At 61.6% G+C, this 15,974-nt stretch carries 12 protein-coding genes and 1 pseudogene; 9 read left to right on the plus strand and 4 right to left on the minus strand.

Features of this window, described 5'->3' with window-relative positions; genetic code table 11:
- Positions 1-10: 10 nt before the first annotated feature.
- The 8 genes from ACH79_RS20690 to ACH79_RS20725 all read left to right on the plus strand — a co-directional run bounded on the left by ACH79_RS20690 (position 11) and on the right by ACH79_RS20725 (position 10,803).
- Positions 11-445, plus strand: coding sequence for a hypothetical protein (locus tag ACH79_RS20690; protein ID WP_161852636.1), 435 nt, complete (start codon positions 11-13; stop codon positions 443-445).
- Positions 446-507: 62 nt separating this feature from the next.
- Positions 508-3,660 (plus strand): efflux RND transporter permease subunit, encoded by a 3,153-nt coding sequence (locus tag ACH79_RS20695; RefSeq protein ID WP_246738697.1) that lies wholly within the window; start codon positions 508-510, stop codon positions 3,658-3,660.
- Position 3,661: 1 nt separating this feature from the next.
- A complete protein-coding gene (locus ACH79_RS20700; RefSeq protein ID WP_161852638.1) occupies positions 3,662-4,363 on the plus strand; it encodes a hypothetical protein in 702 nt (233 codons plus the stop codon).
- Entirely contained in the window at positions 4,360-5,565 is a 1,206-nt protein-coding gene (locus ACH79_RS20705) for a PepSY domain-containing protein (protein WP_246738617.1), read from the plus strand. Before ACH79_RS20700 ends, ACH79_RS20705 begins: the two co-directional genes overlap by 4 nt.
- 149 nt (positions 5,566-5,714) lie before the next feature.
- The gene (locus ACH79_RS20710; protein WP_161852639.1) at positions 5,715-6,017 is read left to right on the plus strand and encodes a PepSY domain-containing protein; all 303 of its coding nucleotides are present in this window, start codon (positions 5,715-5,717) and stop codon (positions 6,015-6,017) included.
- Between the two features lie 74 nt (positions 6,018-6,091).
- The gene (locus ACH79_RS20715; RefSeq protein WP_246738618.1) at positions 6,092-6,949 is read left to right on the plus strand and encodes a hypothetical protein; all 858 of its coding nucleotides are present in this window, start codon (positions 6,092-6,094) and stop codon (positions 6,947-6,949) included.
- 147 nt (positions 6,950-7,096) lie between these two features.
- Positions 7,097-8,833, plus strand: a complete 1,737-nt coding sequence (locus tag ACH79_RS20720; RefSeq protein ID WP_161852640.1) for a peptidoglycan-binding protein — start codon at positions 7,097-7,099, stop codon at positions 8,831-8,833.
- The gene (locus ACH79_RS20725) at positions 8,830-10,803 is read left to right on the plus strand and encodes an ATP-binding cassette domain-containing protein (RefSeq protein WP_161852641.1); all 1,974 of its coding nucleotides are present in this window, start codon (positions 8,830-8,832) and stop codon (positions 10,801-10,803) included. Before ACH79_RS20720 ends, ACH79_RS20725 begins: the two co-directional genes overlap by 4 nt.
- A gap of 308 nt (positions 10,804-11,111) precedes the next feature.
- Here ACH79_RS20725 and ACH79_RS20730 read toward each other — a convergent pair whose 3' ends face one another.
- Positions 11,112-11,522, minus strand: a complete 411-nt coding sequence (locus ACH79_RS20730; RefSeq protein WP_161852642.1) for a DsbA family protein — start codon at positions 11,520-11,522, stop codon at positions 11,112-11,114.
- A 201-nt stretch (positions 11,523-11,723) separates the two neighbouring features.
- Here ACH79_RS20730 and ACH79_RS20735 point away from each other — a divergent pair, with 201 nt between their 5' ends.
- Positions 11,724-12,356: a nucleoside deaminase gene (locus ACH79_RS20735; RefSeq protein ID WP_161852643.1), complete on the plus strand. Its 633-nt coding sequence runs from the start codon at positions 11,724-11,726 to the stop codon at positions 12,354-12,356.
- A 533-nt stretch (positions 12,357-12,889) separates the two neighbouring features.
- Here ACH79_RS20735 and ACH79_RS20740 read toward each other — a convergent pair.
- The 3 genes and pseudogenes from ACH79_RS20740 to groL all read right to left on the minus strand — a co-directional run.
- On the minus strand, positions 12,890-13,465 hold the full coding sequence (locus ACH79_RS20740; RefSeq protein ID WP_161852644.1) for an isoprenylcysteine carboxylmethyltransferase family protein: 576 nt from the start codon (positions 13,463-13,465) through the stop codon (positions 12,890-12,892).
- Between the two features lie 282 nt (positions 13,466-13,747).
- On the minus strand, positions 13,748-14,038 hold the full coding sequence (locus ACH79_RS43055; protein ID WP_202639394.1) for a hypothetical protein: 291 nt from the start codon (positions 14,036-14,038) through the stop codon (positions 13,748-13,750).
- 546 nt (positions 14,039-14,584) lie between these two features.
- Positions 14,585-15,899, minus strand: a pseudogene (groL, locus tag ACH79_RS20745) (chaperonin GroEL); the annotation flags it as partial.
- Positions 15,900-15,974 lie beyond the last annotated feature (75 nt).

Here is a 15,974-nt window from a genome sequence, read left to right on the forward strand (position 1 = left end):
GAAACATCTCATGGCGCGCTTCAGCGCATTGATGGTCGCGGCGTCCACCGCCTGCCTCGCCGCGTCGTGTGTCTCAGCCTCGGCCGCGGAGTCGGACGTCAAGAAGAGCGCGCCCGCGCGGGTCGAGGCCACGAATGACGCAAAGATCAAAAAGATCACGCTCACGCCAAAAGCGGCGGAACGGCTCGGCATCCTCATTGACGAGGTGCGCGCCGATCCGTCGGGCCGACGGATCGTGCCATATTCATCTGTCCTCTACGATCTGACCGGAAAGACGTGGGTCTATATCAGCGCCGATCCGTTGACCTTCGTTCGCGGCGCGGTGGTGATCGATACCATCAAGGGCGACAACGTGTACCTGACTGACGGGCCACCCACCGGCACGAAGGTGCTTGCGGCGGGAGTGCCGGAGGTCTTCGGAACAGAGGTGAAGGTAGGTCACTAGCTGCGCGTCGAAATTGTTTTTCCACAGCGGCTTCGGCCCGAGTGGTGGGATGTTTTCCGATGATGAGGCTGATTATTGGCTCTAGTCTGCGCTTTCGTTATCTCGTCCTCGCCCTTGGCGTGGTGCTGATCTGGTTTGGCTTGGCGCGCCTGCGCGACGTGCCAGTGGATGTATTCCCGGAATTCGCGCCGCCGCGGGTCGAGATCCAGACCATCTGTCTTGGGCTTTCATCCGCCGAAGTTGAGCAACTTGTCTCGGTGCCGCTGGAAAACGCGCTCAACGGCGTCCCTGGCGTCGACGTGATGCGGTCGAAGTCGGTGCCGCAACTGTCGTCGATCCTGCTGATCTTCAAGCCGGGTGCCGACGAAATCCGCGCGCGGCAACTGGTCAGCGAGCGGATGGCGCTCGCGAGCAAGACCCTGCCGACATGGGCCTCGCCGCCCTTCATGATGCCGCCATTGTCCTCGACCAGCCGGATCATGAAGGTCGGCATTACCTCAAAGGACAAGTCCGTGATGGACTTGTCGATGCTCGCCTATTGGACCATCCGGCAGCGGTTGCTCGGCGTTCCCGGCGTTGCGAACGTCGCGATCTGGGGAGAGCAGCTCAAGATGCTTCAGGTCATGGTTGATCCGAAGCGCTTGGCCGAGGTGGACGTTACGCTCGACCAGGTGCAGGAGGCGGTTTCCGATGCCCTCGACGTTGGCCTGCTGCGCTATGCCCGCGGCGCGCATATCGGCACCGGCGGCTTCGTCGAAACACCCAATCAGCGCTTTCAACTCCGCTTCGTCGGCGTCGGCGTTACGCCGGAGACGCTGGCCAAGGTGCCGGTGACCAAACCGGCCGGGAAGCCGCCGCTATTGCTGAGCGACGTGGCCAATCTTGTCTACGCACCGCAGGGCATGATTGGCGATGCCGTTATCAACGACGGCCCGGGCCTCATGCTCATCGTCGAAAAATTCCCCTGGGGCAACACGCTCGCCGTCACCCGCGGGGTGGAGGAGGCGCTGGAGAGGATGAAGCCCGGCCTTCCAGGGGTTGAGATCGATACGACAATCTTCCGGCCAGCGACTTTCGTCGAGGACTCGATCGCCAATCTGTCGTGGGCGTTATTGCTGGGCTGCGTGCTGGTCGTGGGAATCATATTCATCTTCCTTTACGAATTGCGCACCGCGATCGTCTGCATCGTCGCCATTCCGCTGTCGCTGCTCGCGGCGGGCCTCGTCCTGTTCCAGGCCGGCGCCACCGTCAACACGATGATGCTGGCGGGCTTCGTGATCGCGTTGGGGATCGTCGTCGACGACGCGATCATCGACGTCGAGAACATCATGCGGCGCCTGCGTCTCGCGCGGCGGGCGGGCGATGCGCGGAGCACCGCGCGCATCATTCTGGACGCTTCGCTCGAGGTGCGGGCGCCGATCGTCTACGCTACACTCATCGTGGTCGTCGCGGTCGTTCCCGTGCTGTTCATGGAAGGCCTGACTGGATCCTTCTTCAAGCCGCTGATTACGGCCTATGTGCTCGCGATTGCAGCCTCGCTCGTCGTGGCGATGACGGTGACGCCGGCGCTCTGTCTCCTCCTGCTGCGTAACGCGCGGCTCGAAGGGCGCGAATCGCCGGTAATCGTCTGGCTGCAGCGCCGCTACGCGCCCTTGCTGGAACGGGCCACTCGAACGCCGCGCGCGGCCTATGTCGCCGTCGGTGTCGTGACGCTCGTGGGGATCTGCGTTTGGCCACTGCTCGGGCACTCGCTGCTGCCTTCGTTCAAGGAGCGCGACTTCCTGATGCACTGGGTCACCACCCCCGACACGTCATTGCCCGAGATGCTGCGCATCACAACCCGCGCGAGCAGGGAATTGCGCGCCATTCCAGGTGTACGCAATTTCGGCGCCCATATTGGCCAGGCCTTCGCCGCCGATGAGGTCTACGGCGTCCATTTCGGGGAGAACTGGATCAGCATCAGCAAAGACGCCGACTACGACAAGACCTATGCCAAGGTCGAGGAAATGGTGGACGGCTATCCTGGCCTCTACCGCGATGTGCAGACCTATCTGAAGGAACGCATTCGCGAGGTCCTGACCGGGGCTGGTGAGGCGATCGTCATCCGCATCTTCGGCCCGGATCTGGAGGTACTGAGGGACAAGGCGGAGGAGGTTCGCGCTGCACTCGCGGACACTCCGGGCCTCGTCAACCTGCACAAGGAGTTGATGGTCGAAGTGCCGCACATTCAGGTGACGGTGAAGCTGGACGAGGCACAACGCCACGGTCTGAAGCCGGGTGATGTCCGGCGTGCCTCCGCGTCACTGATGGCCGGAACCGAGGTCGGCGACATTTTCATCGAGGGACGCACCTACGACGTGCAGGTGTGGACCGCGCCGGAAGCCCGCCACAGCATGGAATCGGTCCGCGACATGTTGATTGACACGCCGACCGGGCAGCGCGTCCGGCTGTCCGAGGTGGCCGATGTCAGCATTCAGCCGACACCAAATGCGATCAAGCGCGAGGCAAGCTCCCGTCGGATCGACGTGCAGGCGAATGTCCGGGGCCACGATCTCGCCGCCGTCGCCGTGGAGGTGCAGTCGCGCCTGCAGAAGATGGCGTTTCCACTTGGCTATTACGCGGTGCTGCAAGGCGAGTATGCGGAACTGCGCGCCAGCCGCGAGCGGCTGCAGCTGTTCGCCGTGCTGGCGCTCGCCGGCATACTCATACTTTTGCGACAGTCTTTCGACAGCTGGCGTCTGGCAGCGCTCAGTTTCCTCACCCTTCCTTCGGCGCTGGTGGGCGGCGTCCTCGCGGCGTGGCTCGCGGGCGGCGTAATTTCTCTTGGCTCGTTGATCGGTTTCCTGACCGTGCTTGGCATCGCCGCCCGCAACGGGATCATCATGATCAACCACTTCCAGTATCTGGAACGCCATGAGGGAGAGGCGTTCGGCATGAACCTCGTGCTTCGCGGCGCGAGCGAGCGGTTGCGGCCGATCCTGATGACGACCGGTGCCGCCGGGCTGGCGATTCTGCCGCTGGTGATTTTCGGCGACCTGCCGGGCCACGAGATCGAATATCCAATGGCGGTCGTCATCCTGGGCGGCCTCGTGACATCGACGCTCCTAAACCTGTTTATTTTACCTGCATTTTATCTCCGTTTCGGCCGCGGCACGGGCCTGTCGACGGATCGTCTGGCGGTTCCGGCACCGGCACCAGTATCCGGGGGCGCGTGATATGAAAGCCGTACGTCGCCACAATGGTTGGATTGTCGCCGCCGCTGCGACGTTATCTGCTCTTGCGTATCCGGTGACAGGAGCCGCGGCCGAGGATGGCCGCTTTGAAAAGCTCTCCGTCTATCTCGAACGCAATATACAGGATCACGATGCCGAAATCCGGTTCGAGGCTACCGGCGGGGACGATGGCCTGGCAGCGTTGAAGGTGATGGCGCCGGGGGAGCGCACGGTGATCGATCTCAGATCGCCGGACTCGAAGCTGGGAATTCGCAGTCTCACGCTTGAATCGCCCGAGCCCGATGATGACAAGATCGTGCGGGCGGATTTCCCGGCGGGCGCATATCGTTTTGAGGGAACGACGACCAAGGGGGCGAGCCTGCGCGGTGAGGCGCGGTTGAGTCACGTGTTTCCGAAACCCGCCGCGTTCGAATATCCGCGGCCTGATCAGAAAGACGTGCCCGCCACCGCGCTGACCCTGCGCTGGTCTGTGCCGGAGGGGATCGAGGGCTGCGCCGTCGTAATCGAGCAAACCGGCTCGGCCTACGAAATCCAGGCACTGCTGCCCGGCTCGGCCAAATCCTTCACAATACCTGAAGGGTTCTTGCGCGCTGGCAAGGCCTACAAATTTGCGATCGGGACCATCGCCAAGGACGGCAATCGGTCCTTCATCGAAGCCGGCTTCACCACTGTGAGGGCGCGATGAACCAGCCTGCTCGCGAAATGTCAAATCAGCCCAACGGCCACATCGGGCTGAAAACTTCCGCAACCTTGGGCGACAGTTGGTCGGCACGCCGCCCGCAACTGGAGGGCATTGAGATGTTCGACAAGCAGGGTTTGGAGCGACTGGGGAGCGGCCGATCTGGTTGGCTGGCCAGGTGGCGTGGCGCGCTGATGGCGGTCACCGTTCTGACGGCGGCAGCGTTTGCGTTGCCTGGCGGCGCCGTCGCGGGCGAGATCAAGGACCCGCCGCGCTGGAAGAGTGACAAGGATTACTCATCGCTGAAGGATTGGCACCTGAAAGGCGAGAATATCGTCCCGCACGGAGTCAACCCACTCTATTACCCGATCGTGCCCGGCCACAAACACGTGCATGAGCGGCCCGATCACCCGGACGGCAAGTATCGCAAGGAGACCGTAGTCCTGGATAGCACCGAGGATTTCGACGTTCCTGGTATTGGTAAATTCAAGACCGCGGTTGTGCAGGAAGAGGAGTATCTCGATGGCGTCCTGACACAGCGCGCGCTCAACTGGTTCGCCCTCGATAAGACCACCAACAGCGTCTACTCCTTCGGCGAGGTGAGTTGGGAGATCAACGAGGAAGGCAAACCGATTTTCGAAGGCACATGGCGGGTGGGCGAACTCGACGGCGACGGCGTCGCCGAACCGGGGCTGTTGATGCCAGGCACGTTCACGGTTGGCGGCCGCTATATATTCGACGGCAGCCAGAGCACGGCCTATGGCGGCTCCGAGAACATGGAAGCCGGCGTTGAAATAACGGTTCCGGCGGGGACGTTCAAGGGCTGCGTCCGGGTTCGCGAGCAGGGTCTGGTCAAACTCGACGACATCACCGACAAGATCTGGTGTCCGGTCGTTGGTGTTGTGCTCGACACTTCCGACGGCAAGCTTGTCGCTTCCGCCGCGCTGCCGAAGGACAATCCGGCCTCGGACGTTTCAGGCATCGGGAAGCTCCGCGACAAGCCGCTGAAGTATACGCCGCCGGTGGCGAAGGTCTCGGGAGACCAGGCGACGAAGATCGCGCTTGCGCAGATTCCCGGCAAGGCCACGTCTGTGAAGATCGAGCGGAAGAAAGGCAAGAATGTCTACGTAGTCGAGATCCAGACGAAGGATGGCGAGAAGGATGTCTTTGTCGACATCGAGTCTGGAAAGATCGTCGGAACGGACTGATGTGGAACGACGCGATGGTAGCGAAATCGTTGATCACGGGCTCACCCTCGGCGTCATTCCGGCGCCGAGGCCATACGATCGATGCGATACCATCACGGACCGCCGACTGAGCGAACTCTGTGTGGCTCTTTGTTGGAGAGGGTGCCGCCATGAACATGAAGGAGACGATCCGCGCAGGTCTACTCGCCATTCTCCTCCTTGCGCCAGCCGTGGCCATCGTGCAGGCGCAGCAGCCGGGCCCTTCGAAAGAGCGTGCGAAGCCTTCGGCAAAGATCACGGAAGAACAGGCGAAGAAGATTGCGCTTGAACGCATCCCTGGCGAAGTCACCGACGTGGCGATCGAGAAAAAGCGCGGCAAGAATGTCTACGTGATCGAGATTCAATCACCGGAGCAGGGCGAGAAGGACGTCTTCGTCGACGTCGAAACCGGAAAGATTGTCGGGACGGACTGACATGTACCGGCATGTACCGACTGGATACGAGGTTCGTTACTGGAAAGGATAGCGCCATGAAGAGGGCAATTTACTTGGGCCTGTTCGCCGTCCTGTTCACTCCAGCGATCGCCGCAGCGCAGGCGCAGGCGCCCAAGGGCCTCGGCACCGAAGAGTTCGGCATGTCGCCACGCGAGTTGGTTCAGGCGATCGAGAAGACCGAGGAACTGATCGCGCGCTGCATGCGCGAACAAGGCTTCCAGTACATCGCCGCTGACCACAAAACCGTGCGGGCGGGCATGTCGGCGGACAAACAGCTTCCAGGCCTCAGTGAGGAGGAGTTCGTTAGTCGTTATGGCTTTGGCGTCTCCACCTTCTACACGGGTCTGCCGCCTCAACTATCGACCGGCTACAGCCCCGCCCGCGTCGGTCTCGGCGAGCGCAATGTACAGATTTTCCGCAAGCTCTCCCCCGCGGACCAGGTCGCTTACAATCGCGCGTTGCTCGGGGATGACCTGTCCAGCACCCTCGCGGTCGCTTTGGAGATCGAGGATCTGTCGCGGACCGGCGGTTGCACGCGCAAGGCGCTCACTGAAACGTTCAAGCCCGATCAGTTGAAGGCCAGCCACTACAATCCCCAGGATGCGCTGATCAACAAGGACCCTCGCATGAAGGCCGCGCTTGGGTACTGGCAGCGCGAGATGAAGAAGGCCGGGTTCGAATACGGCCACCCGGACGAAATCGAGCCCGACCTGCGGAACCGGCTCAGCGCGCTGACGGAGGGCGGCAAGCTGTTGGTTTCTAAGATGTCGCAGGACCAGAAAGCCGCGCTGCGGAAACTGCAGGATTACGAGCGCCTGGTCTCAGTCAAGAGCTTCAAAATGCAGGAGGAGGTACTGACACCAGTCGAGGAGAAGATCCAGGAGGAGCTGTTCTCCCGGAAAGTGCAATAGACCAATTATGATGTACACGCCCGTACTTCCCCGGATCGGCGGCAATGAGTAATCTCCTTTGCTGGCAGCGCATCGCATGATGAAGGCCGACGCAACGCTTCCTCCGAAGATGGCCCGCACCCTGTCGATGGCGGGAGGGACTACGGCATGGCCGCAAAGCGCGTAAACATTCTCTGGGCGATCTTGGGCGCGGTTGGAGGCATGGCGCTTGGCGCTTGGTACATGGGCTCCAGGATCCAGTCGCCGGCGGAAATGGCGGCGCGCACTGCGGCGCCCGAGCCATCCGCGATCCTTGTACCTGTGGAGTCGCGTGTACTGAGTTCCGATATCGTCACCCGCGGTACGGTCCGGTTCGGGCTGCCTCAGCCGATTTCAATTGCACCTTCAACGGTCAAGGGCGGCGCCGGGCTGATCTCGTCGCTGCCGCGACCGAATGCGAACTTTGGGGAAGGCGAGGTGATTCTATCCGCATCCGGCCGTCCGGTCTTTGTCCTCAGCGGCGCCGCACCGGCTTTTCGCGACATGGCGCCCGGAACCAGCGGCGGCGACGTCCGCCAGCTCGAAGAAGCCCTGGCTCGTCTCGGCTTCGATCCGGGCACAGTCGATGGCAATTACGATCAGAAGACATCCGGCGCCGTCGAGCGCATGTATAAAAAGGCCGGCTGGGATCCGTTTGCACCGACGCGCGAACAACGCGCGGCCGTTGCCGCGCTCGAGAGAGAGTGGTCGGATGCCGCGCGCGCCCAGCTTGCCGCCGAGGCCACGCGCGAAACGGCGGTGAAAGCCGCCGCCGCCGCGCGGGCCACGGCGGAGCAGAACACGCGACAAGCTGCCCTCGACAGCGCGGCGCGTGTTGGTGATAGCCGCCAGCTGGCCGACGCGCGCGCCGGCAAATCGCTCGCGCTTGAAGCCGAACGCGCTCGGGCCGCGCATTCCGCGACCGCGGCTAGTGCCGATGTCGCCACGCAAGTCGCCGATCGTGCCCTGATCGTTCTCGATCCGCGCCAGACCGAAACGGCGCGTGCCGCGGCCGAGGCCAAGCTCAAAGTGGCTCGTGCTGCGCAGCGCAAGGCGAAGCTGGAAGCCGATCTGGCGATTCAGACCGCGGCGCGCGAGGCCGGCCTGGCCGACGAACGGATCCGGGTTGCCGAGGGAGCCGTGAAGGCGGCCCGCCTGGAAGGAGAGCGCAACGTGCGCGCCGCGCAGGAACAGCAGACGCTCGCCGAATTCGACGTCCAGGTCGCAAGCGAGCGAGCAGGGCGGCTCGAACGCGAACTTGCGACGGCGCGTGCGAAGCTCGGAGTGCAGGTGCCTGCGGACGAGGTCGTATTCATCCCGTCGCTTCCGATCCGCGTCCACGAGGTGACCGCTGCGGTCGCAGCCAATGCTTCCGGGCCGGTCCTGAGTGTTACCGACAACCAGCTCAGCATCGACTCGCAGCTGCCACTTGAAGCTGCGCCGTTAGTAAAGCCCGGGATGAAAGTTGCGATTGACGAGCAGGCGCTTGGGATCAAGGCGACCGGCGTCGTCGAGACGGTGGCGAACACACCCGGCACGCGCGGCGTGGACGGCTATCACTTCTATCTCGGGGTCAGGGTGGAGACCACGCCTGTGCTCCTGGCAGGGTTTTCCGTCCGTCTGACTATCCCGATCGAGACGTCGAAGGGCGCGGTCACTGCGGTGCCGACCAGCGCGGTGTCGCTTGCCGCCGACGGCACGTCGCGCGTGCTGGTCGATCGCGGCGGCAAACAGGAATACGTCACCGTGCAGCCGGGACTTTCGACGGGCGGCTATGTCGAGGTGGACACCTCCGACGCGCGACTGGTCCCTGGCCAACTCGTGGTGGTCGGCTATAAAACAGCCGAGCCGGCCGCGGTCAAATGAGGCTCAAGGGGGACATACGGCCGGCGGTGCCGATCAAAGCGGTTGCTGCCGATGCCGACCACGTCCTCGATCTGCGTAAAGTGTGCAAGCGATTCGGGACCGATCCCGCGGTCGACGCGCTGATCGATGTCGACCTCGTACTGCGACGCGGCGAATGGCTGTCGATAACCGGTCCATCCGGCTCGGGGAAATCCACGCTATTGAATATCCTCGGTTGCCTCGACCGGCCAACCAGCGGGCAATACGTTTTTGATGGTATCGAAACGACAAAGCTGAGCGAGAATGAGCGGGCCGGGCTGCGCAGCCGCCGCGTTGGATTCATCTTTCAGTCATTCCACCTGCTGCCCTATCGCACTGTCCTCGAGAACGTCATGCTGGCGGAAGTATACCGCCGGCACACCGGACGCGGGCGGCGCGAGCGGGCGATGGAGGAGATTCGCCGCGTCGGCCTCGAGCATCGCGCGAATTTCTTGCCTTCGAAATTGTCCGGCGGCGAATGTCAGCGAGTGGCGATCGCCCGCGCCCTGATGGGATCACCGAGCCTGCTCTTGTGCGACGAGCCGACCGGCAATCTCGATTCCAAGAACACCGAGTCGATCCTGGACTTCTTCACCGAGCTCAATAAGGAGGGCATGACGATTGTCGTTGTCACGCACGACGAGAACGTTGCGCGCCGGGGCTCGCGCCGGGTCAACATGAAGGATGGCCGGCTCTTTGGTGGAACCGAGACGGCATTGCCACCTCCATCCCGGGCGCGCATTGCGCCTTCGGGGATCACAACGCGCGACCTCGTATCCGAGGCCATCGCCGGGGCGATCGCGCGGCCGGCGCGCATGGCGCTGACGGTGCTTGGCATCGTTATCGGCATGTCGGCGCTGGTCGCCACCATCGGTCTGACGCGAACCGCAGGCAACCGCATCATCAGTCAGTTCGATCAACTCGCCGCCACGGAATTGTTCATCACGGCGCGGCCTGGAATGGCGACCGGCACGGTTGATCCGCGTGCCATTCCATGGGACGCGACGGAACGGCTCACGCGGTTGAACGGTGTCGTGGCCGCGGGCCTGCTCAGCGACGTCAATGTCCACGACATGCTCGTCAGCGCCTCGCCGGTGGTGGATCCGTCCAATCAGACCGCATTCAAACTGGCGGTGCGCGCCGCCTCGCCGGATTTGTTCCGCGCGGTGCGCGCCGACCTTGCCTCGGGACGATTTATCGACGGCGGGCATTCTGCCCGCGCCGAGCGCGTTGCGATCCTCGGCCCCGATGCCGCGCGCCGCCTGGGCATCACCGGGGTCGAGCGGCTGCCCGCGATCTACGTCGGCGACGAGCTTTATCTCGTGATTGGTATCCTCCGTGATGTGGTGCGAAAGCCGGAACTGCTTGGTTCGGTCATCATTCCCGAGGGCACGGCGCGACGGCATTTCAGCCTGTTCGGGCCTGGCATGGTGGTCGTGGAGACAAAGATCGGCGCCGCTTCCCTGATCGCGATGCAGGCGCGGGCGGCGCTGCGGCCGGACGACCCGCGCGCGCTTCGCGTGCAACTGCCGCAGGAGCCGCGGCGCGTGCGCGACGACGTGCAAACCGATCTCAATATGATGTTCCTGCTGCTGGGCGGCCTGTCGCTCGTAGTCGGCGCGCTCGGGATCGCAAATATCACCCTGGTGGGGGTAATGGAGCGGACAGCGGAGATTGGACTGCGCCGTGCCATTGGTGCGACGCGCCGCCACATCGCTTCACAGTTCCTGATTGAGAGTGCGTCCATGGGTGTCGTGGGGGGACTACTCGGATCCAGTGTCGGGGTGCTGATCGTGGTGGGTGTCTCGGCGTATCAGGTCTGGACGCCGGTGCTCGACCCGCTCGCTCCCTTGCTGGCGCCAGCTGTGGGCGGGGTGATCGGTCTGCTGTCGGGGGTGTATCCCGCCTCGCGCGCCGCCGCGCTCGAACCGGCCGAAGCGTTCCGACACTAGTTCGGACATCAAATCCAATTTGGTTCGCAAGGAAAGTCGAGTCGGGTGACGCTTTTGCTTAAGAGGGCATCCTGAATTGAATCGTTGAGCATTCGTCTGAATAGCTTGGCGCTCACGGGCTGGAGCTAGCGCAAATTTGCCAATGATGGATTGGAGCGAGAGTTTAAGCATTTCAATTGGTTAGAGGACCGCGTGTGCACCGGGAGATCAAAGAAAATCTAGCAAAAGCCAACGAGAGCAGCGTTGTAAAACTCGTGTGTCGGCCTCGACTGACAATGTCGTGGCGTCCTCCGGAACGCTGTCTTCGCTTACAACTTGGCCGACAGCCGCCCACGCAGAAGCCAGACCCTGTCAGTGCCCCAGAAAAGCTCGCCGGTTTCGTGCAGCAGGAACGTCGGGACGCCGAACACGCCTCGCTCTTCATCCTCCGCAGCGATCGCACGGCACCGGCCGGCGCCTTCGCCGGATGCGATCAACTCGTCGAAGGCGCGACCCTCCGCGCCCGCCTCAACGAGGAGAGTTCTTATCGCTCTCGTGTCTTCGATATCGAGCTCGCCACACCAGAATCGCTCGCAGTGCGTATCGTGATAGCAACGGAATACGGAATCGCTAGTTCGCGAGGCCAGAAGCATCCCTATGTGCGCGGCAATGGGGTCGTAGATTTTGCGCGTACCACGGATGATCAAATCGCGGCGAGCGCCAAGACGCCGGGCGTCCATGTAGGAATAGCGAATCTTGCGCCAATCGCGGCCGGACAGCCGTCCGGTAGGCTGCTATAATGCCGCTCAGTTTCCCGAGCCGTTGAGCGATCAGCAGAGCTTTCTCGATGTAATTAATACCGTGAGCAGTCATCATTATTGGCGTCCGGGGCAAATCCCGAAATCATCTTGACGGTCCGTCGTACCGCAAAAGTCAGTGCCATGACCAAGCATGATTCAGAAGCATTCGATATAGCAATGATGCGCCGCTGCGTTGCTCTGGCGCAATCCGCGAGTTCAAGGAGGGAATACCCGTTTGCTGCTGTCATCGGACGGCGAGGCGAATTCATTTGCGAATCGCTCAATATGGTCAGACACGAACGAGACGTTACGCGGCACGCCGAGATGGTCGCAATTTCTTCAGCTCAGAAAAAGTTAGGGTCAACGAGCCTTGATGAGTGCACGATCTATTCAACTATCGAGCCTTGCGCGATGTGTTCTTACGCCATCCGGGAAAGCAGGATCGGCAGAGTGATATTCGGCCTACGATCCCCGGTAATGGGCGGTAACTCACGATGGAATATTCTGACCGATGCCGGTTTGTCCTCAACATTGCCGGAGGTATTTGCTTCCCCGCCCGATGTCGTGTCAGGATTTTTGCACGACGAAGTTCAGAGGGTTTTTCAGAAGTGGAATCCGATCATTTGGGAATTCGTGAATGCTCGAAGGATATTCGTGGATGGCTCCGGAGATGATCGGGCCGGGACTTTAAAAGGCAAGATGCGAGTTGGGCCCGGCTCGCGCCTTGCAACTTGGGCAAGGGTTTCGGTTATTGATCGCCTTTGGCGCGGTTAGGATTCTTCACATCTTAGATGTCACCTAGTTGGTTTATTGGGTCTGTTCCTCTTGAATTGTTGTCTCCGACGCGCTCTTGGCGCGCCTCAAGGGCGGGCATAGGCTAAGATTGGCAGAACTGCGACCTTCCGGTATTGGCGCCATTGAGACATGCCGACTGACATTGATGAGCTAAAACGGCGTTTTGACCCTAGCCGACCTCCAGTACCTGGAGTCGCTGCCGGAAAGCGGACGTCCATCGAATCGACGTTGATCGCCATAGGCGATCTTGCCTCAGTCGCTCACTACACCAGCTCCGCGCCCGCGGTCATTTAATCGTCCTGGTCGTACTCTGGCGGAGCCACGAAGAGGGCATGCGAGCTCTGCTCTAACGATGCCGATCGGGTCCTGTTAAGGTCGCGAATGAGGAACTTCGCCGTCGCTGCGGCTTCCGGATATCCATAGTCCGGAGGTCGGGCAGAAGGTAGCGGGCCGAGGTTCGCGATTATTCTTTGCCGCATCGCGTAACGTTAGTCGACACGTCGTGGGCAGGTCTAGAGAAGGTGCGGGATGATCATCTTGGTTCGCTGTCGATAGACCTCGTAGCGCTCGTCAAATGTACGGCTGAGCAGTTTCTCCTCCGCGCGGGCGCGCCAGGCCAAGGTCGGGACGATCCCCGACAGCGCAATAAAGAGAGCCGGCCAGTTGCCGAAGGCGAGCGCTTCGCCCATGACGAGCAGTGCAAGGCCTAGATAGATGGGGTGTCGCACGAGGCGATAAGGACCGGTTGTGACGAGGCCGGTGCTCTGATCTGCTATGGGCGCGTAGCTCCAAGCGGCACCAAGCTCGGCCTGGGATCTGACGACGAGGGCGGCGCCCGCTAGCGCAAGAAGGGACCCTGACAGCGCCAGCAGCAGTGCCGTGAAACCGGCGGGGCTGCTGGGAAAGATCAGAAGCGAAAGGAAGAACAGGCCGAGAGCAGTGAAGTTCGCCACCACCGGTGCTCGGTCGCCACGATCCTGACGTGCTCGCGTCTTGGCACGTCCGCGACTCCAGCTGACCGACAACAACATGAGTCCCGCAAAGGCGAGGAGAGCGACGATACGGAGGACGACGGCCAGTGTTGACATTTCTTAGGCACGGAGTCGTATCAGATAGAGCGCGATGGGTAGCTGGAGTATGGGGAGCACATAGCTCACCGCAAGGGCAGCGACCGGCTGGTCCCAAGCATCCTTCGGAATGAATATCGTTCCGCCCTTCTCGAAAAGGTACAGCGTGCCGTGATAACGAAAGTACCGTGATCAGTATCTCCACGATTGCAGTGCTGAGAATGCCGCCCATTCATCGATGGGTGCAATTCGTGGGAAGGCATCCACGTTTACGGATCCGCTAGGCGGATGCCTACTCGCCGCCTAAGCTTGCCTGTCCCGCTCTTCTCTCACGTAAAGATCCTTCGTTGCTTGTTCGGTATTGTGCTTCTCGGAGCGCGTCCGGCTCCTGTTTCGCGTGATGCCGTAGGCTATCGCCAGTCCGAGCACGATGGCACCGGCGAACAATAGGGCGACCGACATGTGCGATCCGGTCTCAACCGGCAGTCCCTGCGCCGCAAGAGTTTCCGGGAAGGACGGCAGGACTAATAAACCCAGAATCGTTGCCCAATGCCAGTTGCTTCTCCTAAACCACCCAATATGAACCAACCTCATGCCCGGCCTCCTGTGCCGCAAGGGTAACGCCAACAAGCGGATAGCTTAGGAACATCGGGCACAACGATATGTTGCTAGTTGAACTGCGGCAGAGGGACACACGCCAGTGGCGGCTACGGCTCATATGAACGATAACCGGAGCAGGCTGCTCGATTTGTTGACTTGCATTTACTGCAATCAAACGATGAATCTTGAGAAGATTGACCCTGATGACCAGGGGAATGATCTTATTCAATATCGCTGCAAGATGTGTCAGCGGATCGAGACGGTGCGACTGTCCCGCGGTCGGTGGCCTAGCGCGTCTTAACCGTTCGGTCTTTGAACAGGCTCCGGCCTCATTGACGTTGGCCCGGTTTGCCAATCTCGTCGCCGACGTCACGGTCTGATAGAGGTCAATTGCTCAGTGAGCGACGACAAACCTTTCGGAATGGGCATTGAAGCAGTGACGTTGGTCAGCCTGTTGTCACGCTTGGCACGATAATCTGAGAAAGGCGGTTCGGCTAGCAGGACTGAACGTGCTGTTCGCGTCTGTCACGTGGGCACCCCGCCATGCTTCTGGTCCTCGTTGGCAGGCTTCATCCGGTTGAGCACCTTGGCGGCACGCAGCAGTGCGACGCCGCCGCCCGGCAAAATGCCTTCCTCGACCGCCGCGCGCGTCGCGTGCATCGCGTCGTCGACTCGATCCTTGCGCTCTCTCGTGTCGATCTCGGTCGCCCCGCCGACATGGATCACTGCCACCCGCTGGCGAGCTTGGCGAGTCGCTCCTCTAGCTTCTCGCGGTCATAGTCAGAGGTGGTCTCCGCGATCTGCTTCTTGATCTGGTTGATGCGGGCCTCGATGTCCGCCTTCTTGCCGGCGCCTCCGACGATCGTGGTGCTCTCCTTGTCGATCATTGCCGTTCTGGCGCGGCCGAGCATGTCGAGCGTGGCGTTCTCAAGCTTCATGCCGAGATCTTCCAAGATGGCGGTACCACCGGTAGGGATGGCGACGTCTTGCAGCATCGCCTTGCGGCGATCGCCAAAGCCGGGCGCTTTCACCGCCGCGACCTTGAGGCCGCCGCGCAGCTTGTTGACCACGAGGGTAGCGAGTGCGTCGCCTTCGACCCCTTCGGCGATAATGAGCAGCGGTTTACCCGTCTGCGCCAGGGCTTCCAACAGTGGCAGCAGTTCCCGCAAGTCAGAGAGCTTCTTCTCATATGCGAGGACGTAGGGATTCTCCATCTCCGCCCGCATCTTGTCGGCATTGGTGATGAAGTAGGGCGAGAGATAACCCCGATCGAACTGCATGCCCTCGACCACGTCGAGCTCGGTCTCAAGCGACTTCGCATCTTCGACCGTTATCACGCCGTCATTGCCGACCTTCTTCATGGCCTCGCGAGCAACCTGCCGATTTCGGCATCGCCATTGGCGGAGATGGTGCCCACCTGAGCGATCTCGTCGTTGGTAGTTATCTTCTTCGAGTTTCTCTTGAGATCCTCGACGACAGCCTCGGCCGCAAGGTCGATGCCGCGCTTCAGGTCCATCGGATTCATGCCGGCGGCGACTGCCTTGGTGCCTTCGCGAACAAGAGAAGCCGCCAGCACGATTGCAGTGGTTGTGCCGTCACCGGCGACATAGGAGGTCTTGCTCGCGACCTCGCGCACGAGACGCGCCCCCATGTTCTCGAATTTGTTCTCGAGCTCGATATCTCCGGCGACCGTCACACCGTCCTTGGTAATGCGGGGTGCACCAAACGACTTTTCCATTACCACGTTGCGGCCCTTGGGCCCGAGCGTCACCTGCACCGCGCTGGCGAGAATGTCGACACCGCGCAGCATACTTTCACGCGCCCTGCCGGAGAATGCGATTTGTCTGCCTACCATGGATTGGTTCCCGAATTAATCAGGTGACCTCGCGGGCGCCTAAGGGCGTTCTAAGTCGGAGTTTGCGGTCCTCCC

This window comes from Bradyrhizobium sp. CCBAU 051011 (assembly GCF_009930815.1).
Taxonomy (GTDB): domain Bacteria; phylum Pseudomonadota; class Alphaproteobacteria; order Rhizobiales; family Xanthobacteraceae; genus Bradyrhizobium.

Bases quoted from the DNA above. Each gene is read 5' to 3' on its own strand.
- ACH79_RS20690 (WP_161852636.1), top strand. From the start codon at position 11: ATGGCGCGCTTCAGCGCATTGATGGTCGCGGCGTCCACCGCCTGCCTC.
- ACH79_RS20695 (WP_246738697.1), top strand. From the start codon at position 508: ATGAGGCTGATTATTGGCTCTAGTCTGCGCTTTCGTTATCTCGTCCTC.
- ACH79_RS20700 (WP_161852638.1), top strand. From the start codon at position 3,662: ATGAAAGCCGTACGTCGCCACAATGGTTGGATTGTCGCCGCCGCTGCG.
- ACH79_RS20705 (WP_246738617.1), top strand. From the start codon at position 4,360: ATGAACCAGCCTGCTCGCGAAATGTCAAATCAGCCCAACGGCCACATC.
- ACH79_RS20710 (WP_161852639.1), top strand. From the start codon at position 5,715: ATGAACATGAAGGAGACGATCCGCGCAGGTCTACTCGCCATTCTCCTC.
- ACH79_RS20720 (WP_161852640.1), top strand. From the start codon at position 7,097: ATGGCCGCAAAGCGCGTAAACATTCTCTGGGCGATCTTGGGCGCGGTT.
- ACH79_RS20725 (WP_161852641.1), top strand. From the start codon at position 8,830: ATGAGGCTCAAGGGGGACATACGGCCGGCGGTGCCGATCAAAGCGGTT.
- ACH79_RS20730 (WP_161852642.1), bottom strand. From the start codon at position 11,522: ATGGACGCCCGGCGTCTTGGCGCTCGCCGCGATTTGATCATCCGTGGT.
- ACH79_RS20735 (WP_161852643.1), top strand. From the start codon at position 11,724: ATGACCAAGCATGATTCAGAAGCATTCGATATAGCAATGATGCGCCGC.
- ACH79_RS20740 (WP_161852644.1), bottom strand. From the start codon at position 13,465: ATGTCAACACTGGCCGTCGTCCTCCGTATCGTCGCTCTCCTCGCCTTT.
- ACH79_RS43055 (WP_202639394.1), bottom strand. From the start codon at position 14,038: ATGAGGTTGGTTCATATTGGGTGGTTTAGGAGAAGCAACTGGCATTGG.